This window comes from Bacteroides reticulotermitis JCM 10512 (assembly GCF_000517545.1).
GTDB lineage: Bacteria > Bacteroidota > Bacteroidia > Bacteroidales > Bacteroidaceae > Bacteroides > Bacteroides reticulotermitis.
Window position 1 is genome coordinate 26,874 of the sequence record NZ_BAIV01000011.1, and the last position, 24,421, is coordinate 51,294.

At 45.4% G+C, this 24,421-nt stretch carries 10 protein-coding genes, 1 tRNA gene and 5 pseudogenes; 12 read left to right on the top strand and 4 right to left on the bottom strand.

The annotated features are described in order from the left end of the window. Positions 1-4: 4 nt before the first annotated feature. From JCM10512_RS08305 to JCM10512_RS08325, 5 genes and pseudogenes are all read left to right on the top strand, one after another. Positions 5-1,243, top strand: coding sequence for a rhamnogalacturonan acetylesterase (locus JCM10512_RS08305; RefSeq protein ID WP_044162144.1), 1,239 nt, complete (start codon positions 5-7; stop codon positions 1,241-1,243). Between the two features lie 26 nt (positions 1,244-1,269). Then, the gene (locus tag JCM10512_RS08310; protein WP_044162146.1) at positions 1,270-2,790 is read left to right on the top strand and encodes a glycoside hydrolase family 28 protein; all 1,521 of its coding nucleotides are present in this window, start codon (positions 1,270-1,272) and stop codon (positions 2,788-2,790) included. Continuing rightward, positions 2,738-3,316 (top strand): DUF4450 domain-containing protein, encoded by a 579-nt coding sequence (locus JCM10512_RS08315; RefSeq protein ID WP_044162148.1) that lies wholly within the window; start codon positions 2,738-2,740, stop codon positions 3,314-3,316. The genes JCM10512_RS08310 and JCM10512_RS08315 overlap by 53 nt, the downstream gene beginning before the upstream one ends. Next, positions 3,313-4,716: a rhamnogalacturonidase gene (locus JCM10512_RS08320; RefSeq protein WP_044162150.1), complete on the top strand. Its 1,404-nt coding sequence runs from the start codon at positions 3,313-3,315 to the stop codon at positions 4,714-4,716. The genes JCM10512_RS08315 and JCM10512_RS08320 overlap by 4 nt, the downstream gene beginning before the upstream one ends. Beyond that, a pseudogene (locus tag JCM10512_RS08325) lies at positions 4,713-7,476 on the top strand (alpha-L-rhamnosidase). Before JCM10512_RS08320 ends, JCM10512_RS08325 begins: the two are co-directional and overlap by 4 nt. Positions 7,477-8,596: 1,120 nt before the next feature. On the opposite strand, the gene JCM10512_RS08335 reads toward JCM10512_RS08325, so the two are convergent. Next, complete coding sequence (locus JCM10512_RS08335) at positions 8,597-8,869, bottom strand: HU family DNA-binding protein (protein WP_044162155.1); 273 nt, start codon at positions 8,867-8,869, stop codon at positions 8,597-8,599. A gap of 219 nt (positions 8,870-9,088) precedes the next feature. Here JCM10512_RS08335 and JCM10512_RS08340 point away from each other — a divergent pair. The 5 genes and pseudogenes from JCM10512_RS08340 to secDF all read left to right on the top strand — a co-directional run bounded on the left by JCM10512_RS08340 (position 9,089) and on the right by secDF (position 17,005). Further along, positions 9,089-9,762, top strand: a pseudogene (locus tag JCM10512_RS08340) (rhomboid family intramembrane serine protease). Further along, the gene (locus tag JCM10512_RS08345) at positions 9,743-10,642 is read left to right on the top strand and encodes a rhomboid family protein (RefSeq protein WP_044162157.1); all 900 of its coding nucleotides are present in this window, start codon (positions 9,743-9,745) and stop codon (positions 10,640-10,642) included. Before JCM10512_RS08340 ends, JCM10512_RS08345 begins: the two are co-directional and overlap by 20 nt. Positions 10,643-10,647: 5 nt before the next feature. Next, complete coding sequence (locus JCM10512_RS08350; RefSeq protein ID WP_044162159.1) at positions 10,648-11,733, top strand: endonuclease/exonuclease/phosphatase family protein; 1,086 nt, start codon at positions 10,648-10,650, stop codon at positions 11,731-11,733. A gap of 28 nt (positions 11,734-11,761) precedes the next feature. Then, on the top strand, positions 11,762-13,846 hold the full coding sequence (locus JCM10512_RS08355) for a M3 family metallopeptidase (RefSeq protein WP_044162161.1): 2,085 nt from the start codon (positions 11,762-11,764) through the stop codon (positions 13,844-13,846). A 151-nt stretch (positions 13,847-13,997) separates the two neighbouring features. After that, positions 13,998-17,005, top strand: a pseudogene (gene secDF, locus JCM10512_RS08360) (protein translocase subunit SecDF). Positions 17,006-17,303: 298 nt separating this feature from the next. Here the strand turns inward: secDF and JCM10512_RS08365 are convergent. Further along, a tRNA-Arg gene (locus tag JCM10512_RS08365) sits at positions 17,304-17,375 on the bottom strand. A gap of 201 nt (positions 17,376-17,576) precedes the next feature. Here JCM10512_RS08365 and JCM10512_RS08370 point away from each other — a divergent pair. Continuing rightward, on the top strand, positions 17,577-19,427 hold the full coding sequence (locus tag JCM10512_RS08370; RefSeq protein WP_044162163.1) for a 2-oxoacid:acceptor oxidoreductase subunit alpha: 1,851 nt from the start codon (positions 17,577-17,579) through the stop codon (positions 19,425-19,427). 3 nt (positions 19,428-19,430) lie between these two features. Beyond that, positions 19,431-20,440: pseudogene (locus JCM10512_RS08375) on the top strand (2-oxoacid:ferredoxin oxidoreductase subunit beta). A 378-nt stretch (positions 20,441-20,818) separates the two neighbouring features. Here the strand turns inward: JCM10512_RS08375 and JCM10512_RS08380 are convergent. Then, on the bottom strand, positions 20,819-21,928 hold the full coding sequence (locus JCM10512_RS08380) for a glycoside hydrolase family 88/105 protein (RefSeq protein ID WP_044162165.1): 1,110 nt from the start codon (positions 21,926-21,928) through the stop codon (positions 20,819-20,821). Positions 21,929-21,957: 29 nt separating this feature from the next. Continuing rightward, positions 21,958-24,412 (bottom strand): annotated as a pseudogene (locus tag JCM10512_RS08385) (beta-glucosidase). Positions 24,413-24,421 lie beyond the last annotated feature (9 nt).

Genomic DNA, 24,421 nt, shown 5'->3' on the forward strand with positions numbered 1-24,421 from the left:
AAATATGAAAACAAGAATCATAGGACTTCTGCTTTTAGCAGCGACCGCATCGCAGGCACAAGAATATGCACGCACTTACCCACTGACGGATACTACCCGATACAGCGAAGAGACCGGATATGGGTACGACCTTGTCGCCACTCCTGTAAAAGGCAGCAAAGCACCCTTCTTCTTCTCAGTCCGTGTACCGGATGGGAACTACAAAGTAACCGTAAGGTTGGGAAACAAGAAGGAGGCAGGGATAACCACCGTCCGGGGAGAATCACGTCGGTTGTTCATTGAGAACCTGCCGACTCAAAAAGGGAAATTTGTTGAGGAAACATTTATCATAAACAAGCGGAACACGCAAATTTCGGATAATGAGTTTGTACGTATCAAGGCTCGTGAGAAACAAAAGCTGAATTGGGATGACAAGCTCACATTGGAATTTAATGGGGACGCTCCCGCATGCGAGAGCATTCGCATCGAACCGGCCGATCCGTCAGTTATTACCGTCTTCCTATGTGGCAATAGTACAGTAGTCGATCAGGACAACGAACCTTGGGCAAGCTGGGGCCAAATGATTCCCCGCTTCTTCAACACCGATGTTTGCATTGCCAATTATGCCGAAAGCGGAGAAAGCGCCAATTCATTTATTGCAGCCAATCGGCTCAAAAAAGCCCTATCGCAAATGAAAGCCGGCGATTACCTGTTTATGGAATTCGGACACAACGACCAGAAACAGAAAGGCCCAGGCAAAGGGGCGTATTACTCATTCATGACCAGCTTGAAGACATACATTGATGAAGCTCGGGCTCGCGGAGCTTATCCGGTACTGGTAACTCCCACGCAACGTCGAAGTTTCAACAGCGACGGGCGCATACGGGATACGCATGAAGACTATCCGGAAGCGATGCGTTGGCTGGCTGCCAAAGAGAATGTCCCCTTGATAGATCTCAATAACCTCACCCGAACGCTTTATGAAGCATTGGGACCGGAAACGTCTAAACGGGCTTTTGTACACTATCCCGCAGGAAGCTATCCGGGACAAACGAAAGTTTTCGAAGATAACACGCACTTCAATCCTTACGGGGCGTACCAAATTGCTAAATGTGTGATCGAAGGGATGAAGCAAGCTGTTCCGCAATTGACAGAACACTTACAATTCGATCCGCAATACAATCCCGCTCAACCGGATGATGTGAATGCGTTTCATTGGAATGATTCGCCTTTTGCTGAGGCAGAGAAACCAGACGGTAATTAAAAATACGACAACAGCTTTTAAAAGATATGAGAGTAAGCAACCTACTACCCTGTCTGCTGACAGGAGCATTGTTCTGGGCATGCAATTCGGCTAAACAGACCGACAAAGGTTTTGAATGGGGACAGTTATCACAGCAACCGGATTTATCGTGGGCTGACAGTGTCGGTAGCCGACAAATCCCGGCAAAGAACTTGGTTCTATCTGCCAATCATTTTGGCGCGGTGGCCGACAGTAACCAGATCAGCACAGCTGCTATTCAACAAGCTATTGACAGTTGTGCCGCTGCCGGTGGAGGTACTGTCACTTTACAACCCGGATATTACCAAACCGGCGCACTGTTTGTCAAAAGCAATGTGAACCTGCGGCTTGACAAAGGAGTCACGCTATTGGCTTGTACCGACTTGCAAGCTTATCCGGAATTCCAATCGCGCATTGCGGGTATCGAAATGATATGGCCGTCGGCAGTAATCAATATCATCGGTGAGAAAAATGCCTCTATCAGTGGAGAAGGGACGCTAGATTGCCGCGGTAAAGTATTTTGGGACCAGTATTGGACCATGCGGAAAGAATACGAAGCGAAAGGATTGCGCTGGATTGTGGATTACGATTGCAAACGTGTGCGAGGTATTCTGGTCGAACGTAGTTCGGACATTACACTGAGCGGCTTTACACTCATGCGCACAGGCTTTTGGGGATGTCAAATCCTGTACTCAGACCACTGTACACTGGATGGACTTACCATCAACAACAACATTGGCGGACACGGACCGAGCACGGACGGAATCGACATCGACTCTTCCAACAATATTCTGGTTGAGAACTGCGATATCGATTGCAACGACGACAATATCTGCATCAAATCGGGACGGGATGCCGACGGGTTACGGGTGAATCGCCCCACCGAATACGTGGTAATACGCAATTGTGTTGCCCGGAAAGGTGCCGGACTGATTACCTGTGGCAGTGAAACTTCCGGCAGCATTCGGAACATATTGGGCTACGACCTGAAAGCGGTCGGCACCTCGGCAGTTTTACGATTAAAAAGTGCCATGAATCGGGGCGGCACCGTCGAGAACATTTATATGACACGCATCGAAGCAGACAGTACCCGCCACGTACTGGCAGCCGATCTGAATTGGAATCCAAGCTACAGTTACAGTACGCTGCCCGATGCATACAAGGACAAAGAGATTCCCGAACACTGGAAAGTAATGCTGACTCCGGTACTACCGGTTGAAAAGGGTTATCCGCATTTCCGCAACGTATATATGTCGCACGTAAAAGCGTCGAATGTGAAAGAATTTATTTCCGCATCGGGTTGGAATGACAGTTTGCGTTTGGAAAACTTCTATCTTTATGCCATTGAAGCGCAAGTAGATCGTCCGGGCAAGATTCGATATACGCGAAACTTCAACCTGTCGGAAACAACTCTCAACATAAAAGAGAAAGTAACTATCAAACTGGAAGAGAATGAAGAAAGTAACATACATTTTAATGAAACTCCCCCATCTGCTGACAGCCGTACTGCTGGGAATCTGCGCCATTAGCCTGCAAGCGCAATCGTTGCCACCGCCCGCCGGAACTTTCCGGTTAGGCATCGGGCAAGGGGAAAACAGTCGTTGGCTCGCAGCGGGAGAAAAAGTGCAAGGCATGGCCTTCCAGTGGAAAGCCTTGCCCGATACGCGCGGATTTCTGCTTGAGGTAAGCATAACGAACCTTTCCAAAGCTGATATGCTCTACTGGAGTTTTGGAGATTGCCTTCCGGATGCCGATGTAAACGTATTCAGTGTGGAAGGGCAGGCGTTTACCTGCTATTACGGAGAGAGTATGAAGCTACGCACCGTACAAGCAGTTGTCCCTACCGACGATATTCGGCTGAGTAACGGCAAACAGGATGAAACTCCGCGAATGCTATACGAATCGGGAAAACGTACGGATCGTCCGGTGTTAGCCGGACGTTGTGCGCTAACTAAGGGCGCCAAACTTTACTTCTGCTTTTATGAGCAAAATGCCAAAGCAGACTATAATTATTACTCATTACCGGATCTATTCTCCCAAATCAACCGACCATGAAAAGACTTTATACCCTATTCGTTTTGTTGGGATGCTGCTTACTTATCCGCGCTGCCGTCTACAATGTAAAAGACTTCGGAGCACGGGCGGATGGAACAACCATTGACTCACCCGCTATCAACAGCGCCATCGAAGCGGCCGCAAAGGCAGGTGGCGGAATGGTTTACCTCCCTGCGGGCGAATATGCCTGCTACTCCATCCGGTTGCAAAGCAATATTCATTTGTACTTGGAGCAGGGCGCGAAGATCATTGCTGCTTTTCCTGGAAAGGATGAGGGCTACGACAATGCCGAGCCCAACGAGCATAACAAATTTCAAGACTTCGGTCACAGCCACTGGAAGAATTCGCTGATCTGGGGCATCGGACTGGAGAATATAACCATTAGCGGCTACGGCTTAATCTACGGCAAAGGCCTCACACGGGAAGAAAACCGTTTGCCGGGAGTAGGCAATAAAGCAATCAGCCTGAGAGAATGCAAGAATGTGATCTTAAAAGATTTTTCCATGCTACACTGCGGACACTTTGCTTTGCTCGCTACAGGCGTGGATCATCTGACGATTACAAACCTGAAAGTAGACACGAACCGAGACGGGTTCGACATCGATTGCTGCCGGAATGTACGCATTAGCCAATGCAGCGTGAACTCTCCTTGGGACGATGCCATCGTTCTTAAGGCTTCCTATGCGTTAGGCCGTTTTCAAGATACGGAGAATGTAACAATCAGTGATTGTTACGTCAGTGGTTACGACAAAGGCAGTATGCTGGATGCCAGCTGGCAGTTGGACGAACCGCAAGCACCGGACCATGGTTACCGCACGGGCCGCATTAAGTTCGGCACAGAGAGTAGCGGAGGTTTTCGCAACATCGCTATCACCAACTGCATCTTCGAACATTGCCGCGGACTGGCATTGGAAACGGTAGACGGAGGACGTCTGGAAGATATCGTTATCAACAATATTACCATGAGGGATATTGTGAACGCTCCTATTTTCCTGCGATTGGGAGCCCGGATGCGAAGTCCGGAGGGAACACCCGTAGGTAGCATGAAGCGTATTCTCATCAGCAACATCAATGTATGGAACGCTGACAGTCGTTACGCCTCCATTATCAGTGGCATACCCGGAAGTTGCATCGAAGATGTGACGTTCCAGAACATCCACCTATATTATAAAGGAGGATACAGTGCAGAAGATGGCAAGCGCGTTCCTCCCGAAGAAGAGAAAACTTATCCAGAGCCGTGGATGTTCGGTACAATCCCCGCCAAAGGATTCTACGTCCGCCACGCACGGAACATTACATTCGATCAGGTTCAGTTTCATTTCAACCAACCGGATGGTCGTCCGCTCTTTGTGACAGAAGATACACAAGAAATTAAATACCTTAATACAACTATAGAATGATGAAGAAACAAACACTAATCGCTTGCTGTCTACTCCTTGCCGGAGGAAGTATGCAAGCGCAACAATGGCCGGATACCCCGGCAGAAGCTCGTCCGGCTACCCGATGGTGGTGGTTGGGAAATGCGGTCGATGAAAAGAATCTGACTTACAATCTGGAAGAATACGCACGCGCCGGACTAGGTGGTTTGGAGATCACGCCAATCTATGGGGTACAAGGTAACGATGCAAACGAGATTCCATTTCTATCACCTCGTTGGATGGAAATGTTAAAGCATACGCAAACCGAAGGAAAACGAACAGGGCTCGAAATCGACATGAATACCGGTACAGGATGGCCATTCGGAGGTCCTGAAGTGAGTATAAAGGATGCAGCCAGTAAAGCTATTTTCCAGACTTATGACGTAGAGGGAGGCAAAGAGATCGTATTAGATCTAGCTGTAAACGATGAGAAACAACGTCCGCACGCGATACTGAGCCGAGTCATGGGCTATGCTGAGAATGGATCGTGCATCGACCTAACCGCTCGTGTGAAGCACAACAAACTACACTGGAAAGCATCTGCTGGAAAGTGGAAGCTGATCGCTCTTTATGTCGGCAAGACACTGCAAAAAGTGAAGAGAGCCGCTCCGGGAGGGGAAGGTTATGTCATGAATCATCTCTCCAAGAGTGCTGTCAACAACTACTTGTCTCGTTTCGACCGGGCATTTAAAAGTAACGGAGTAGCTATCCACATACATTTTTCAATGATTCCTACGAAGTCTATCAGGCGGATTGGACAGAAGACTTTTTGGAACAATTCAACCGTCGCCGCGGTTATAAACTCGAACAATTCTTACCTCAGTTCCTAGATACCGACCGCCCGGAGATCAGCCGTCGCATCGTATCTGACTACCGGGAAACCATTTCCGAACTTTTGCTGGATAACTTCACCCGGCAATGGACCGGATGGGCACATAAACACGGCAGCATCACTCGCAACCAAGCACATGGTTCACCGGGAAACCTCATCGATATCTATGCGGCTGTAGACATTCCCGAATGCGAAGGATTCGGACTTTCTCAATTCCATGTCGATGGATTGCGACAGGATTCACTTACTAAGAAGAATGATTCGGACTTGTCCATGCTGAAATATGCGTCATCGGGTGCTCACATTGCCGGAAAGACTTATACATCCTCCGAAACATTCACTTGGCTGACCGAACACTTCCGCACTTCGCTGGCTCAATGCAAACCGGACATGGATTTAATGTTTGTATCGGGCGTCAACCATATGTTCTTTCACGGTACTACATATTCCCCTAAAGACGCAGAATGGCCGGGCTGGCTTTTCTACGCATCCATCAACATGAGCCCGACAAATAGTATATGGAAAGACGCTCCCGCTTTCTTCCAATACATCACTCGTTGCCAGACTTTTTTACAAATGGGGCAACCGGATAATGATTTCCTCATCTATCTACCATATATGATATGTGGAACGAACAACCGGGTAGGTTGTTGCTCTTTTCTGTTCACCATATGGAAAAACTGGCTCCTAAATTCATCGATGCCATTCACCGTATCAACAACAGCGGATACGATGGCGATTACATCTCGGACGACTTCATCCGGTCGACTCAGTTCAAAGACGGACGTCTCGTGACATCGGGAGGAACAGCCTACAAAGCATTGGTCGTACCTGCCGCCCATCTAATGCCTGCGGATGTATTAGCTCACCTATCCAAGCTAGCCCAACAAGGAGCTACCATCGTATTCCTTGAAAACTATCCGACAGACGTACCCGGATATGCCAATTTGGACAAGAGACGTAACGCCTACCGTGCAACCTTGCAACAATTACCGGCCGTTTCTTTCTCTGAAACAACAGTTACTCCTGTCGGCAAAGGGAAAATCATTACCGGTACGGATTATGCGCGCACATTAGCTAGTTGCAACATCCCCATTGAGGAGATGAAAACTGAATTCGGACTGCAAGCGATTCGCAGAGTCAACTCGACGGGACATCATTACTTCATCTCTTCCTTGCAAGAGAAAGGAGTGGATGGCTGGGTGACCTTAGGAGTACAGGCGAAAGCCGCTGCTCTCTTCAATCCGGTGACCGGAGAGTCGGGTGAAGCACGCTTACAGCAAGTTAACGGACAAACACAGGTTTACCTGCAATTAAAGTCCGGCGAATCGGTACTACTCCAAACGTATCAGAAGCCTTTGACCGATGCCAAACCTTGGTTCTATAAGCAAGAGCAACCGTTCAGCCTCCGATTGGATCACGGTTGGCAACTGCACTTTGCCGAAAGTCAGCCGGAGATTAAAGGAAACTTCAACATCGATCAACTCTGTTCGTGGACAACTATCCAGCATCCGGCAGCTACCATCAACATGGGTACCGGAGTTTACACACTGGAAATCGAATTACCCGATCTACCCGCTGATGACTGGATACTCGACTTGGGAGATGTACGTGAAAGCGCCCGTGTACGTATCAACGGACAAGATGCCGGCTGCGCTTGGGCTGTACCCTATGAATTAAGAGTAGGCAGTTTCTTGAAAAAGGGCAAAAACCGGATTGAGGTAGAGGTAACCAACCTCCCGGCCAACCGGATTGCCGAATTAGATCGACAAGGAGTGAAATGGCGGAAGTTTAAAGAGATTAATATCGTCAATCTCAATTATCGTCCAAGTAGCTATGCGCATTGGGCACCCATGCCTTCCGGTTTAAACAGTGAAGTCAGACTCATACCCGTTAACCGGAAGTTCTGACAACTCAAACTGCGAGAAAAGATTGCTCATAAATTAGCATAAGCCATCTGCAACCAGACCGCGCTACTTAAAAATAGCTGGTTACCTTGTTGCAGATGGCTTCTTGTCAATCCTAAATCAAAGCCTAACGCTATCCGAAATACGCTAATCAATCGGCTACATCTATGAGCCCGAATAATCATTCTACAGCCATTTATTAGCTATGTCCTTTCTTCCTTTTCTTAGAGGTTATTTGAAAAGTAGTTTTTGATAATACCTTTTTAGGTTCTACATGGCAGCTCTTGCTGAAAACAAGTACTGAATTAGACTGTGACATGCCCGTGTCACAACTGTGCCAAGCCGGTGGCACAACTGTGACATCGCAGTGGCACTGTCGTGCCAACTATAAAGAACAGTTGTGGCACTAAGATACATTCAGGTGATCATGGGTTGTTATGCCTTCAAGCTACTGATGCCTTTTTCAAGTTAACTTGCACTAAAATTGAAGAAGAACCTTGTTTTTATAAACCTGCTTTCGTTTGTCTCGTAGGCTGCCTAATAGATTGTATACTAGCAAGTCAAGTGCTAATATGTATTGTATGTCAGGGCAACAGATTTGTGAAAGCTAAAATGCTGTCACAAACTCTCCGGGGAAATGAAGCCCTGTCTAAGGCAAAAACACAGCCAAAAAGAATGAGAGATCCCTCAAAAATGATGAGAGATACGTCCAAAAAGGGGCAAAAATGCGGGAAAATGATGAGAGATACCGCTTTATAAAAGTATCTCTCATTGCATAAAATACTGAAATGCTGCCTTTTAAGCAAAAAACAATGAGAGCATGAGAGATGAAATATTTTTTCTTGTATGTAGGGAGGAGGGAAAGTATGACTCCAGAAATGAGATCGATTCATTCGAATACCCTAGGAAAATATCTCTTTGGAGCAAACGGCACCTAAAGTGACGAAAAACCAAAACAACTCTTAGGGAGAGAGAGAAACAGCGAATTTTACAATAATGATTCGAGTTGTCCCATACTTATCGGCAAGTTTGAATGAACCTAATAGATTCGTTTAGGGGTAAATAATAAAAGAGGTGTACCTAGTTGGCACACCTCATTTATTATTTCTATATAAAACGTCTTTTATTTAACAGCGGCCGACAACTCAGCTCCTGCTTTAAATTTGGGCATTTTTCTCGCCGGAATAGTAATTACCTCCTTCGTCGCAGGATTCATTCCTTTTCTTTCAGATCTTTCACTCACCGCAAAAGTACCGAAACCAACCAATGAAACTTTGTCACCTTCTTTTAAAGATTTAGTAACAGTTGAGATGAAAGCCTCTAAAGCTTTCCTTGCATCTGCTTTGCTTAAACCAGCTTCAGCAGCCATAGCACTAATAAGTTCAGCCTTATTCATAATACGTTAATGATTAATTAATATATGTTACACAAAAGAATTCAGCTCCTAAAAACACTTCACAAATATAAACGAATGAAACAATATATCAAATAAAAACATAAAAAAAACGATGCAATTTATTGAAAAAGAACTAATAAGAGACCCTTTTCATGCTTTAAAACAGAAATTATTCGTACTTTTGCGCTTAAATACGTAAAAAGTTAAAACGATAATAAGATGCCAACCGTTACTAAGAACCTGATAATTATCAATGTACTCATCTTTTTCGGTACTCTTGTAGCCCAGCGATATGGTATAGATCTAACCAATCAGCTAGGATTGCACTTCTTCCTTGCCAGTGATTTTAATCCGGCACAGTTAATCACTTATATGTTTATGCATGGAGGATTTAGTCATATATTTTTCAATATGTTTGCTGTTTTTATGTTCGGTCGTGTTCTTGAACAAGTCTGGGGCCCCGTCGGTTTCTTTTCTACTATATTCTTTGTGGTATTGGTGCAGGACTCATTCAGGAAGGGATACAATATATCCAATATGTGACAGAACTAAGCCAATATACTCAAGTAAATATCGGGACAGGCCTTATTTCAATGGACGAATATCTAAACAGAATGACTACCGTAGGAGCTTCGGGCGCAGTGTATGCCGTCTTGTTGGGATTCGGGATGTTGTTTCCCAATGACCGACTATTCATATTTCCGTTACCTTTCCCCATCAAAGCCAAGTTCTTTGTTGCCGGATATGCCTTAATCGAATTGTATTCCGGAATAGCCAATAACCCTGGTGATAACGTAGCCCACTTTGCCCACTTGGGAGGAATGGTATTCGGATTAATCCTTGTTTTATATTGGAAAAAAAATGATAAAGTAAATGGGACATATCATCGCTGACCTGAAAGATACATTTAAGAAAGGAAATATTTATATCCAACTGATCTTTATTAACGTCGCTATTTTCATCTTCTGCACGTTAATAGGCGTTGCTTTGCAACTTTTCAACCAAAGTGCCGTAGAAATATTCGATCTTTTCGCACTCCCGGCATCCTTTACCCGGTTTGCCTTGCAACCTTGGTCGATCCTTACGTATATGTTTATGCACGCCGGATTCCTGCATATTTTATTCAATATGCTCTGGCTATATTGGTTCGGCGCACTTTTTCTCCATTTCTTCTCTGCCAAACATTTACGTGGATTATACCTATTGGGAGGGTTTTGCGGCGGTTTATTCTATATGATCGCCTATAACATTTTCCCTTATTTCAGTGTAGTGGTCGAGCAAGCCTCACTAGTGGGTGCTTCGGCTTCGGTACTAGCTATTGTGGCCGCTACCGCCTATCGCGAACCTAACTACCGCATTCAGCTATTTCTGTTTGGTGCTATCCGTTTGAAATACCTGGCCTTGATCGTCATTGGAACCGACCTGCTCTTTATTACTTCCAACAATGCCGGTGGACATATTGCCCACTTAGGCGGCGCACTTGCCGGCCTATGGTTTGCCGCCAGCCTTAGCAAAGGTAGCGACCTGACTTTGTGGATCAACAAACTACTGGATGGTATTGCCGCTCTGTTCCGGAAGAAAACTTGGAAGCGTAAGCCGAAAATGAAAATACACTATGGTCAAAACATCCGGGAAAAAGATTACGATTACAATGCGCATAAGAAAGCTCAATCGGATGAAATAGACCGTATTCTCGAGAAACTGAAGAAATCAGGGTACGAGAGCTTAACGACAGAAGAAAAGAAGAGCTTGTTTGATGCAAGCAAAAAATAGTTCAAATGAAACATTTCGGAAAACTGGTTATCTACCTGATTCTGGCTGCCAACGCATTCTTTATTGGAATGTTAATTTTGACAGCTTACAGTCCGTACCTTCACCCGAAGATACATCCTTTGGCCTCATGCCTGGGACTGGCTTTTCCGATCTTTTTGATTGTTAATCTAGGCTTCTTTATTTTCTGGCTACTCATCAATTATCGGTTGGCACTGCTATCCTTTATCGGTTTTCTGGTGTGCTATTCGCAAATTAAAACCTATATTCCGATACATCTCCCAAGCAAAGACATTCCGGAAGAGAATATTAAACTACTATCGTATAATGTGATGAGTTTTGGAATGCAGAGAAAGAAAGAGGGGAAAAACCCAATCCTCACTTATCTGGCCAATAGCGAAGCGGATATCTTATGTTTACAGGAATACAGTACCTCCGATGACCCGAAACATCTGACCGAAAGAGATATCAAAAAGGCATTAAAGAAATACCCTTACCATTCGGTACGCACTCCATCGAAAGGAGGTACTCAATTGGCTTGTTTCTCTAAATATCCGATACTCTCGGCTAAGGTAATCGAATACCAAAGCGAATACAATGGCTCCGTCATGTACGAACTGAAGGTGAAGGATGATACCATCACCCTTATTAATAACCATTTGGAATCGAATAAGCTAACCAAAGAAGATAAGGGTATTTATGAGGATATGATTAATGACCCAAATGTCAAGAAGGTGAAAAGCGGTATGCGTCAATTGGTGAAAAAGCTCGCCGAAGCATCCGCCATCCGATCTTCTCAAGCGGATTCCGTAGCTAAAGTGATCGCCAAGAGCAAGCATCCGCTAATTATTGCATGCGGTGATTTCAACGATGCTTCGATTTCGTATACGCACCGGGTAATGAGCCAACACTTAAATGACGCTTTTACTCAATCTGGCAGAGGATTGGGCATCTCCTACAATCAGAATAAATTCTATTTCCGAATCGACAATATATTAATGAGCCCGGGGCTAAAAGCCTACAACTGCACCGTAGATCGTTCGATTAAAGATTCCGATCATTATCCGATCTGGTGTTACCTAAGTAAGCAATAAATATTAAAAACTTAAATTATAACCCCCTATGATGAAAAAGGCATTCACTATTTTAGCAATTAGCTGTATGATGTACTCTTGCGCTACGAAAACAGAAAGCAATCCGTTCCTGACAGAGTTTCAAACTCCGAACGGTGTCCCTCCCTTTGATAAAATCAAAATGGAGCATTACGAACCAGCGTTCCTGAAAGGTATTGAGGAACAAAACCAAAATATCCGGGCTATTATCGACAATCCGGAAAAACCTAGTTTCGACAACACAATCGTTGCTTTGGACAACAGTGATCCGATATTAAACCGCGTGAACCCTATCTTCTTTAATATGATTGATGCGGAAACAACTGATTCGCTGACTAAACTGTCTATCAAGGTTGCTCCCCTACTTTCGGAACACGGAGACAATATATCGTTGAATAGTGATCTTTTCAAACGTGTCAATGCAGTCTATCTGCAGAAAGACTCGCTGCACCTGAACTCCGAACAATTGCGCTTACTCGACAAGACCTATAAGAGTTTTGTACGTGCAGGAGCCAATCTGGACACAGAGAAGCAAACTCGTTTGCGCGAAATAAATAAAGAACTCTCCACGTTGGGATTGACTTTCAGCAACAACATACTAAATGAGAACAATGCTTTCCAACTGTTTGTAGACAAAGAGGCCGACTTGGCAGGTCTTCCGGAATCATTCCGTCAAAGTGCTGCCGAAGAAGCGAAGGCAGCAGGCAAAGCAGGCCAGTGGCTATTCACGCTTCACAACGCCAGCCGTCTGCCTTTCCTCCAGTACTCTGAGAATCGCCCGCTACGCGAAAAGATGTATACGGCGTACATCAATCGGGGAAATAACAACGATGCGAACGATAACAAGAAGATTATCACCCAAATCATAGCTTTGCGTCAGGAAAAGGCACGACTGCTAGGTTTTGATACGTATGCCAACTTTGTATTGGATGAAACAATGGCTAAGAACTCAAGCAATGTTATGGAACTTTTGAACGATTTATGGGGATATGCTCTTCCCAAAGCCAAAGCTGAAGCTTCCGAATTGCAGAAGATCATGACCAATGAAGGCAAAGGCGAGAAGCTGGAAGCTTGGGATTGGTGGTTCTATACAGAGAAACTTCGTAAGGAAAAATACAACTTAACTGAAGAAGAGACTAAGCCTTACTTTAAATTGGAGAATGTACGCGACGGAGCTTTCTCGGTAGCAAACAAACTATATGGTATCACACTGACTCCCCTTAAGGGAATCCCAACGTACCACCCAGATGTAGAAGTCTTTGAGGTAAAAGACGCTGATGGTTCACAACTCGGTATTTTCTACGTAGACTATTTCCCGCGCCCGGGTAAAAGCGGTGGCGCATGGATGAGTAATTACCGCGATCAACAAGGTGATATTCGCCCGTTAGTATGCAATGTATGCAGCTTTACTAAACCCATTGGCGATACCCCTTCGCTGCTTACTATGGATGAAGTAGAAACTCTGTTCCACGAATTTGGACACGCCCTTCACGGCTTGCTGACTAAATGCGCATACAAAGGAACTTCCGGAACCAGCGTAGCCCGTGACTTTGTAGAACTTCCTTCTCAAATCAACGAACATTGGGCCACTGAACCCGAAGTGTTGAAAATGTATGCTAAACATTATCAGACCGGAGAAGTAATTCCCGATGCAATAATCGACAAGATCTTGAAGCAAAAAGCATTCAACCAAGGCTTTATTACAACCGAGTTACTGGCTGCCGCTATCCTCGACATGGATTTGCACATGGTTACGGATGTAAAAAATATGGATATTATAGATTTTGAGAAGCAAGCCATGCATAAACTTGGACTTATCCCCGAAATCGCTCCACGCTACCGCGCTACTTATTTCAACCACATCATTGGCGGATATGCTGCCGGTTACTATAGCTACCTATGGGCCAATGTATTAGACAATGATGCTTTTGAAGCATTTAAGGAACATGGCATTTTCGATCAGCAAACCGCCGGACTATTCCGGAGCAATGTATTGGAAAAGGGAGACAGCGAAGACCCAATGGTGCTTTATACGAAATTTCGTGGTGCTGAGCCGAGTATGGAACCGATGTTGAAAAACAGGGGAATGAAATAAATGGGGAAAAGGCTGCATCTTTGGTAAAATATTGTCTAAACATCAAATATTTGAGGGCTTATTATCAGTGAGTGTGAAAAAAAAACTATATTTGCAGCCTTGTATACGACAGAATTAAATTAAAAAAGTAATCATAATAAATTAAAGTAAAATGCAAAACAAAGGATTTGTTAAGTTTTTTGCGGTATTACTCACACTGGTATGTGTGTTCTACCTTTCCTTTTCCTTCGTGACTCGCCATTATACTAATAAGGCGAAAGAAATTGCGAATGGAGATGCGAAAGTAGAGCAGAATTACCTGGACTCTCTCGCTAACGAGAAGGTTTGGCTGGGTAACTGGACGCTAAAACAATGTCGCGAAATGGAGATCGGTTTAGGTTTGGACCTAAAAGGAGGTATGAACGTTATCCTTGAAGTTTCTGTGCCCGATGTTATCAGAGCATTAGCTGACAACAAACAGGACGAGACTTTCAACAAAGCTGTCGACGAAGCTGCTAAGCAAGCTGTCAGCAGCCAGGAGAACATCATCACCCTCTTTGTAAAGGAGTACCACAAACTTGCTCCGGAAGGCAAACTCTCCGAGATCTTCGCTACACAACAACTCAAAGACAAGGTTAACCAAAAATCATCAGATGCTGAAGTTGAGAAAGTGTTGAAAGAAGAGGTAAAAGCAGCAGTTGAGAACTCATACAACGTGCTTCGTACCCGTATCGACCGCTTCGGTGTTGTTCAACCGAACATACAAAGCCTGGAAGACAAAATGGGACGTATCATGGTGGAGCTGCCGGGTATCAAAGAACCTGAGCGTGTAAGAAAGCTTCTCCAAGGTTCGGCTAACCTGGAATTCTGGGAAACCTATACAGCCAAAGAGATCATTCCGAGTATGCAATCAGCAGATGCGAAACTACGCGCAGTGTTGAATCAAGAAGCTCCGGCAGATTCAGTTGCAGGTGATTCTGCTTCTACTGAACTCGTAGCTGAAGCAACTCCGGAAAAGAAGGGCGTAAGTGCGCTGATAGCTTGGCAGCAGCTCTTAAGGGTGACACAAAAGACACCAATACAGCTGCTAACATGGCCGAGATCAAAAAACAATATCCATTGTTGGCCATCCTTCAATTGAACTCTAGCGGTCAAGGTCCGGTAGTTGGTTATGCAATTGCGAAAGATACAGCCGAAGTTAACAAATACTTGGCTCTACCTGAAGTACGTGCTGAACTGCCGAAAGACTTACACCTGAAATGGGGTGTTTCTGCGGCTGAATTCGATAAGAAAGGACAAACATACGAACTTTATGCGATCAAATCGACTGAACGCAATGGCAAAGCTCCTATGGAAGGAGACGTTGTAACAGATGCTAAAGACGAATATGACCAATACAGCAAACCTGCAGTTAGCATGGTAATGAACTCGGACGGTGCACGCCGTTGGGCTCAGTTGACTAAACAAAACATTGGCCGTTCAATCGCTATCGTACTGGATAACTACGTATATTCTGCACCGAACGTAAACACCGAAATTACCGGTGGACGCTCACAGATTACCGGTCACTTTACTCCGGAACAAGCAAAAGACTTAGCAAACGTGTTGAAGTCCGGTAAAATGCCGGCTCCGGCTCATATCGTACAAGAAGACATCGTTGGTCCGTCACTGGGTCAGGAGTCTATCAATGCAGGTATCTTCTCATTTGTAGTCGCATTAATCCTGTTGATGACATTCATGTGTTCAATGTATGGTTTCGTCCCGGGTATGGTTGCCAATGGAGCGCTACTCATGAACTTCTTCTTCACATTAGGAATCTTATCCTCCTTCCAGGCGGCCCTGACGATGTCCGGTATTGCCGGTATGGTGCTCGCATTAGGTATGGCGGTGGATGCGAACGTGTTGATCTACGAACGTACTAAAGAAGAGCTACGTAGCGGTAAGGGGGTAAGAGAATCGATCAGTGATGGATACAAGAATGCATTCTCTGCTATTTTTGACGCCAACTTGACCTCTATCCTAACCGGTATCATCCTGTTCAACTTTGGTACAGGCCCGATCCGCGGTTTTGCTACTACCTTAATTATAGGTATCCTCGTTTCGTTCTTTACAGCTGTGTTTATGACTCGTACAATTTACGATCACTTCACAAGCAAAGACAAATGGTTGAACCTTACATTCTCTACTAAATTCTCTAAGAACCTGTTCATCAATCCTCATTTCGACTTTATGGGGACGAATAGAAAGTCTTTGATTATTATCAGTACTATTGTTGTTGTCTGCATCGGTTCCTTCGTACTCCGCGGCTTAAGCCAGAGTATTGACTTTACTGGTGGACGTAACTATAAGGTACAATTCGAGAATCCGGTAGAACCCGAACAAGTTCGCACACTGATCGCTGACAAATTTGGAGAAGCTAACGTAAGTGTAATCGCTATCGGTACAGATAAGAAGACCGTACGTGTGAGCACAAACTACCGTATCCAAGAAAGTGGAGCCAATGTTGACTCGGAAATCGAATCTTACTTGTATGAAGCGGTGAAACCGTTGCTGACTCAAGATATCTCTTTGGCTACTTTCATCGACCGCGACAACCACAAGGGTGGCAGCATCGTTAGTTCACAGAAAGTAGGACCAAGTATTGCTGACGATATCAAGACTGGCGCTGTATGGTCGATCATATTGGCTGTAATTGGTATTGGTCTATATATCCTGCTCCGTTTCCGCAACATTGCGTATAGTGTAGGTTCGGTTGTTGCTTTAAGTAGTGACGCGATTATGATCGTCGGTGCTTACTCCTTGCTATGGGGTATCGTTCCGTTCTCATTAGAAATCGACCAGACATTTATCGGAGCAATCCTGACAGCTATTGGTTATTCGGTCAATGACAAGGTCGTAATTTTCGACCGTGTACGTGAGTTCTCCGGTTTATATCCGAAACGCAACAAGTACCAGTTGTTCAATGACTCTTTGAATACAACCCTGTCTCGTACAATCAATACAGGATGTAGTACCTTATTTGTATTATTATGTATCTTCATCTTAGGTGGTGATTCTATCCGTAGCTTCTCATTCGCTATGATCCTAGGTGTAATCTTCGGTACATTCTCTTCATTGTTTATCGCATCTCCGATCGCGTTTGCAATGATGAACAAAAAAGCTGCTGCTGCTAAAGAATAATAAGCTGGAATTATTTCCTTAAAAAGAAAGAGCCTACTCTGTGCAATACAGAGCAGGCTCTTTCTTTTTGATTATAGTTCAAGGGTTAATCTACACTATTGAGCATATTACGGAGAGCAAAAGAGGCTGTTTCGACAAATATCTATCATATTGACAGATTTGCTTATCGAAACAGCCTCTTTTCTATTAATTATCTTAAAAAACAGAGGTCACAGCGTGACAATGTTAAATAAAGGAGCTATATTGCAGAACATAAATGAATACAATATGGAAAAAACAATGCAACTTCGCTATTTAGTAGCCCCGAGGGGAATCGAACCCCTATCTAAAGTTTAGGAAACTTCTATTCTATCCGTTGAACTACAAGGCCGCTCTATTTTGCTTGCAAAGATAACGGTTTCTGGCAATTTAACAAGAATAAAAATACGGTATTCTGTCAAGTTATCTAAAACTTTAGCGTCAATAGGACAATAAACATGGTTTTATTTTGATAATTCGGCAATCTTTCCGACCTTTGTGTTCCAAATTGAAAGTAAAACTCTTTATTAAACAAAATATAGTAATTAAAGTTATGGCAGACGAAATGTTGGTTAAAGAATTGGAGGAAGTAGTAGTACGTTTCTCCGGTGATTCCGGTGACGGTATGCAGCTGGCCGGTAACATTTTCTCGAATGTGTCGGCCACAGTAGGAAATGACATTTGTACATTTCCTGACTATCCGGCAGACATCCGTGCCCCACAAGGTTCACTAACCGGGGTTTCCGGTTTCCAAGTTCATATAGGAGCTGGGCAGGTGTACACTCCGGGAGATCACTGCCACGTATTGGTAGCGATGAATCCGGCAGCACTGAAAACCCAAATCAAGTTCTGTAGGCCACAAGGATTAATTATCACAGACTCTGACTCATTCGCAGCCAGAGATCTGGAAAAAGCAAAGTTTACAACCGACAATCCTTTCGAAGAACTGGGCCTCAAACAGGATGTACTCGAAGTACCAATCTCTTCAATGTGTAAAGAGAGCCTCAAAGACTCCGGGCTGGATAATAAGTCCATTCTTCGTTGCAAAAATATGTTCGCACTTGGCTTGGTTTGCTGGCTCTTTAACCGTAACCTAGCGGCAGCGGAAAAGACCATTCGCGAGAAATTCGCCAAAAAGCCGGAAATAGCCGAAGCTAACATCAAGGTGCTAAACGATGGATATAACTACGGTGCTAATACACACGCATCAACATCTACGTATAAAATTGAAAGCAAAGAGCCGAAGTCGAAAGGTATCTACACAGACATCAATGGCAACAAGGCAACCGCTTACGGTCTGATAGCAGCCGCTGAGAAAGCTGGCTTAGAACTTTATCTGGGCTCTTACCCTATCACCCCTGCAACCGACATTCTGCACGAGCTATCCAAGCATAAATCACTTGGGATAAAGACCGTACAATGCGAAGACGAAATTGCCGGATGTGCTTCGGCAGTAGGTGCTGCATTCGCTGGTGCACTAGCTGTTACCACAACATCCGGACCGGGTGTCTGTCTGAAAAGCGAGGCTATGAACTTGGCGGTAATTGCCGAGCTCCCCTTAGTTGTAGTTAATGTACAACGCGGTGGTCCGTCGACCGGCCTACCAACCAAGTCCGAACAGACCGACTTATTTCAAGCTCTCTACGGACGTAATGGCGAAAGCCCCATGCCGGTAATCGCCGCAATTTCTCCAACCAACTGCTTCGATGCGGCCTATATGGCTTCTAAAATAGCAGTGGAACACATGACTCCCGTAGTCTTGTTGACAGATGCTTTCGTAGCCAACGGATCAGCCGCATGGAAATTACCTGATCTGAATGAATACCCTGCAATCGTTCCGCCGTATGTAACAGCAGATATGGCAGGTAAGTGGACTCCCTATCAACGAAACGAAGAAACCGGAGTCCGTTATTGGGCCATTCCAGGAACTGAAGGTTTCACACACCGCATCGGTGGATTGGAAAAGAGTAATGAAACAGGTGTCATCTCCACCGAACCGGAGAATCATGAAAAGATGGTACGCTTGCGTCAGGCTAAAATAGAAAAAATAGCGGATCACATCCCCGAACTTGAAGTTATGGGCGATCAAGACGCCGATTTACTAATTGTTGGATGGGGCGGTACTTACGGACATCTCCGTCTGGCAATGGACTTCATGCGCAAAGAAGGAAAGAAAGTCGCTTTAGCTCATTTCCAATACATCAACCCGCTACCGAAAAATACAGCTGACGTATTGCGTAAATACTCGAAGATAGTAGTTGCCGAACAAAACCTGGGACAGTTTGCCGGATACCTGCGTATGGAAATACCGGGACTGAATATCAACCAGTTCAATCAGGTAAAGGGGCAGCCATTCGTTACGAAAGAATTGACAGATGCATTCACTAAATTATTGGAGGAATAAGAGATGAGCGAAACAGTATATACAGTAAACGACTATAAATCGGGTCTACCTCGTTGGTGTCCGGGATGTGGAGACCACGGTTTCCTAAATTCCATGCACAAAGCAATGGCCGAGCTGGGAGTAGCTCCACACAATATTGCCGTAATTTCCGGTATCGGTTGCTCTTCCCGCCTTCCCTACTATGTCAATACGTACGGATTCCACACGATTCACGGACGTGCAGCTGCTGTAGCAACAGGTGCTAAGGTAGCTAATCCGGATCTAACCATCTGGCAAATCTCCGGCGACGGTGACGGCCTGGCTATTGGCGGTAATCATTTCATTCATGCCTTGCGACGGAATATAGATCTAAATATGATTTTACTCAACAACCGTATCTACGGACTGACTAAAGGGCAATATTCACCGACCTCCGAACGTGGATACGTCAGCAAATCGTCTCCTTATGGAACAGTTGAGGATCCTTTTCGCCCGGCTGAATTGGCATTCGGAGCCCGCGGTCACTTCTTTGCCCGTTGCATAGCCATAGACGGTCCCGCCTCTATTGAGGTTTTAAAGGCCGCTGCGCACCATAAAGGAGCTTCCGTAGTGGAAGTCCTACAGAATTGTGTAATCTTCAATGATGGTACACATATGTCAGTGGCTACGAAAGAAGGTCGTAATAAGAACGCTATTTATCTGGAGCACGGCAAGCCGATGTTGTTCGGTGAAAACAAAGAGTTTGGCTTGATGCAACAAGGCTTTGGACTGAAAGTCGTTAAGCTCGGTGAGAATGGAGTTACAGAAGAAGATATTCTAGTCCACGATGCCCATTGCCAAGACAATACTTTGCAACTGAAATTGGCCTTAATGGAAGGCCTGAGTTTCCAATAGCGCTCGGCGTAATCCGTAATACAGAAGCTCTGACCTACAACGATGCGATAGACGAACAGATTGCTGAAGTGAAAAGCAAGAAAAAATATCACAATTTTCAGGAATTGCTAATGACAAACGATACTTGGGAAGTGAAGTAATACACTCTTCAAACGATACAACGAAAAGGGCCGGCTCAACTATGAAATTGAGTCGGCCCTCTTTTTATCTTATAAGCTGAGAGCATCAAAAGGACAGGTCATGATCTCTTCTTTTCACCTGCACCATCAATTCAGATTGAAAAACGACCTCAAGACTTTATACCATGCAGTTAGCAAAAGACGATTGGGATGGCAGCGCGATTGAGGCGACAAGCTTGTTATGACTGAGTATCCGGCACCCATCTTGCGCCATCTATGCACCGGCAACCGAGAGCCCGGCTTCTTCATTTCTTTGCCCAGGGCAAAATAAAATATGCCCAGGCTCCGCGTTCGTGTGCCCAGGGCATTGGTCTGCTTTGCCCAGGGCAAAGAAACCGGTCAGTCCGCCATTCTATAAAGCTCGCAGCCAGCCATCAGAAAAGCACCTACACCATAGACTTCGGTCATGTCACGGGTTACTTTTTTGGGATCAGCACCAATCTGTTGCACATACCCCAATTTTCCATCGGGATCTACTGCAGAAAGCAATGCCTTCCACCCGTTCTGCACAATCGGTAAATAAAGCATCCGATCCAATAAGCCTTCATTGACTCCATACGCCAAAGCATACACAATGAAAGTCGTACAACTGGTTTCCGGTGACGGATAAGAAGCCGGGTCTAACAAACTGGCATGCCAGAAACCGTCAGCCTGCTGCAATCCGGCTACCCGAGTAGCCAATCTAGTATAAAGTTCCTCGTAAAAGGGTCGGTTCTTATCGCCTGCGGGAAGCTCCTTCAGGATTTCCACCAATCCGCCGAGCACCCATCCGTTGCCACGGCCCCAGAAAACCTTCCGGCCGTTCGCTTCACGTTTGTCGAAATAACGCCAATCCCGGTAGAATAGATTTTCTTGCTGATCGAATAGATAATCATACGTTGCTTTATACTCACGGTTCATAAAGCGGATATACTTTTTATCACCAGTCACCCTATACAGCTTCGCATATACCGGAGGAGCCATGAAAAGTGCATCGCACCAAGTCCATCGTTCCAATGTTTTAAGATCTCCTTCTTTCAATTGAAAAGGTCCCCAAGAGGGATGCCTCACAATCCAATCGGCGCGCGCAAGCGTCGGAATAAGCATCGCTTCATCTTTATACTTTCGATAGAGGTCGATAAAGAGTTGCGACACCGCAATATCATCAGCGTGATAAAAACGTTTATCGGGTTGCCAACCATTCCTTCGCCCCATCCGAACGAGCCAGTTGAGATACGTATCGTCCTGATCCTCCTGCTCCGCTAACTCAGCCCAATCGAACATACCGATATAAAGAGCTGCCTGAGGCCAGTTGAGGTCATCATGTTCGGGGGCCGGATGCGGGTGTTCGAGCTGCCAGTCTGCCACTTTCCTCATGACTCCTTTCAATTCTGATTTACCGAAAGGAAAATCCGCCTGCATATAAAACGGTCCCAGCAGCCAGATCCCCACTAAGATATACTTTTTCATAAGCTATTCATTCAGTTTATTAGTCTACATCACCACGTTACAGTCGCTTTCAACGGCAATTGGCGCGAATCCGGTCCGACCAGAATCTCGAACTCTCCCGGCTCAACGACAAATCGGTGCAAATTCATATCATAATACGAGAAAGCCCGCTCATCCAAAACCAACGACAGACGTTTACTTTCTCCCTTTTTAAGGAATACCTTTTCATACCCTTTCAGTTCCTTCAACGGTCGGGGGACAGTTGATTGCACATCATGCACATAGACCTGAGCGACCTCGGCAGCATCCATCTTTCCGGTGTTTTTCACCTCAAAGCTAACCGCAAGCTGGTAGTCTCCCACCTTCTCCACAGCCAGATTGCCATAAGCAAAAGAAGAATAAGAGAGTCCATAGCCAAAAGGGTAAAACGGTTCTTTGCCTGAACGATCATACCCTCGGTAGCCGACAAAGACACCTTCGGAATAATCTATACGTTTAATCTCTGCGCGCAAGTTCTCATAATAGCTTCCATAAACCGGATTATCCTCCATTTCCGTTCGATGGATATAGGCAGCTTGCCACTCGGCGAAATCTTTCCGGTCAATATCTCAGCAATGGCCTGCCCACCTTCCTGCCCCGGATACCACGCCATCAAAATAGCCTTTGCCGCCTCATGCCAAGGAGTAAAGTCCACTCCACCACCGGCATTGAGCACAACCACCAGATTCGGATGCATGGAAGCGATCTTCTTGATAAACAGTTCCTGATAATGTGCTAAAGCAAACGGACGATCAAATCCTTCACCTTCCGTATTGCTGTTAAAGCCGGTACAAAAGACGACATTATCGACCTTTGCCAATCCCTGCCGAAGTTTTTCTTCATTGAGTTTATAGGCATTGAAACGAATAATGGCCGAAGATATATTGTCGTAAAACTCAATTCGGAAGCGGTATTCCTTATTCGCCTCAACCGATAATTCCACTTCCCGACCGGAATAAGAGTGGTTACCCCAATCCCCTGTCACCCGTTCATCGTTCACAAAGAGCCGATAACCATCATCTCCCCCAATATGTAGCTTCAACTGCCCAGCCACCTCCGAACGATAATTGGCTGTCCAGCGAACAGAAAAGCCATCCACCGGGAAGCCATCCAACGGCGCACCGTCTTTCCAATCGTAATCAATAGACGGTTCGGTCCGAATCACTTCCGGTTGTCCGCTCAACGTTTTATTCTTAAAGTACGAAGCGACAAAACCCTTCGTCTGCCGGGTACTATCGGTATAGAACTCCGCAACGATATCATCGTAAATCACATCGTCGGTCAGCAGCAATGTGTTTTTATTTTGCAACCCCTTCAACCCCTGGCTTACCGATACCGTAGAAAAAGGAGAAACAAAGCCACTACCGCCACCCGTAGGGATTCGGTCCGCATTAGGTCCCATGACAGCCGTCCGACCTTTCAGCGGAAGCAAGTTCCCGGTATTCTTTAACAAGACAACCCCTTCACGAGCCAAATCCAACGCTGTCCGGCGAGAGAAAGGATTATCCAACGCAATAGTCCGGTCTTGCTGCTCCTTATCCAATAAACCGTAAGCGATCAATGTCTGCAAGATATGTTGCACTTTGAGATTGATCGTTTCCTCCGTCACCCGCCCCGTCTCGATGGCTGGTAACAAATTCCCGGCATTCATAAAAACACCCTTCGGCATCTCCAAATCCAGCCCGGCATTGGCAGCTCCTACTGCCGAATAAACCGAAGTCCAGTCGGACATCAAGATTCCCTTGAACCCCCAAGTATCACGTAGCAAATCAATATTCAGCCATTTATGCTCCGTAGCGTGTACCCCGTTCAGGAGGTTGTAGCTGTTCATCACCGCTCCTACGTTCGCCTCCTTCACAGCTTTCTCAAAAACGGGCAGATAGATTTCGTGCAACGTGCGTTCATCGATATCCGAACTCGCATGATGCCGGCTCCACTCCTGATTGTTGGCGGCAAAATGCTTGATAGTCGCAATCACACCCTCAGACTGTACCCCGGTAATATAAGCCTTGGCAGCCTCTCCTGCCAGATACGGATCTTCGCCAAAATATTCGAAGTTACGTCCACACAAGGGAGCACGGTAAATATTCACTCCAGGGCCTAATAAAATAGACACTCCCCGAGCCCGGCATCCTGCCCCAATCCCCTACCCAGTCGATATACAAGTTCCCGATTCCAGGTAGAGGCGGATAAAATACCCGATGGATACATGGTACTATTCGGCGCATGGTTGCGAATCCCCTGCGGACCGTCAGCAAGTCTGATTTCCGGTATGCTTAATCGGGGAATGGCCCGGAGTGAGAACGAAGTATAACCCGATAGATATTCGATCTTCTCCTTCAGTGTCATCCGGGATACAATTTCCCGTGCCCGCTGCTCCGCCTGTGGGGTAATAACCTGCGCTTTGCCCACCATGCTTCCAAAGAATAAGCAAAGCCCCACACTTATTGTTTTTATATTCATCATCTGTCAGTT

Excerpts from the sequence above, each read along its gene's own strand:
- JCM10512_RS08305 (WP_044162144.1), top strand. The coding sequence starts at position 5 with ATGAAAACAAGAATCATAGGACTTCTGCTTTTAGCAGCGACCGCATCG.
- JCM10512_RS08310 (WP_044162146.1), top strand. The coding sequence starts at position 1,270 with ATGAGAGTAAGCAACCTACTACCCTGTCTGCTGACAGGAGCATTGTTC.
- JCM10512_RS08315 (WP_044162148.1), top strand. The coding sequence starts at position 2,738 with ATGAAACTCCCCCATCTGCTGACAGCCGTACTGCTGGGAATCTGCGCC.
- JCM10512_RS08320 (WP_044162150.1), top strand. The coding sequence starts at position 3,313 with ATGAAAAGACTTTATACCCTATTCGTTTTGTTGGGATGCTGCTTACTT.
- JCM10512_RS08335 (WP_044162155.1), bottom strand. The coding sequence starts at position 8,869 with ATGAATAAGGCTGAACTTATTAGTGCTATGGCTGCTGAAGCTGGTTTA.
- JCM10512_RS08345 (WP_044162157.1), top strand. The coding sequence starts at position 9,743 with ATGGGACATATCATCGCTGACCTGAAAGATACATTTAAGAAAGGAAAT.
- JCM10512_RS08350 (WP_044162159.1), top strand. The coding sequence starts at position 10,648 with ATGAAACATTTCGGAAAACTGGTTATCTACCTGATTCTGGCTGCCAAC.
- JCM10512_RS08355 (WP_044162161.1), top strand. The coding sequence starts at position 11,762 with ATGATGAAAAAGGCATTCACTATTTTAGCAATTAGCTGTATGATGTAC.
- JCM10512_RS08370 (WP_044162163.1), top strand. The coding sequence starts at position 17,577 with ATGGCAGACGAAATGTTGGTTAAAGAATTGGAGGAAGTAGTAGTACGT.
- JCM10512_RS08380 (WP_044162165.1), bottom strand. The coding sequence starts at position 21,928 with ATGAAAAAGTATATCTTAGTGGGGATCTGGCTGCTGGGACCGTTTTAT.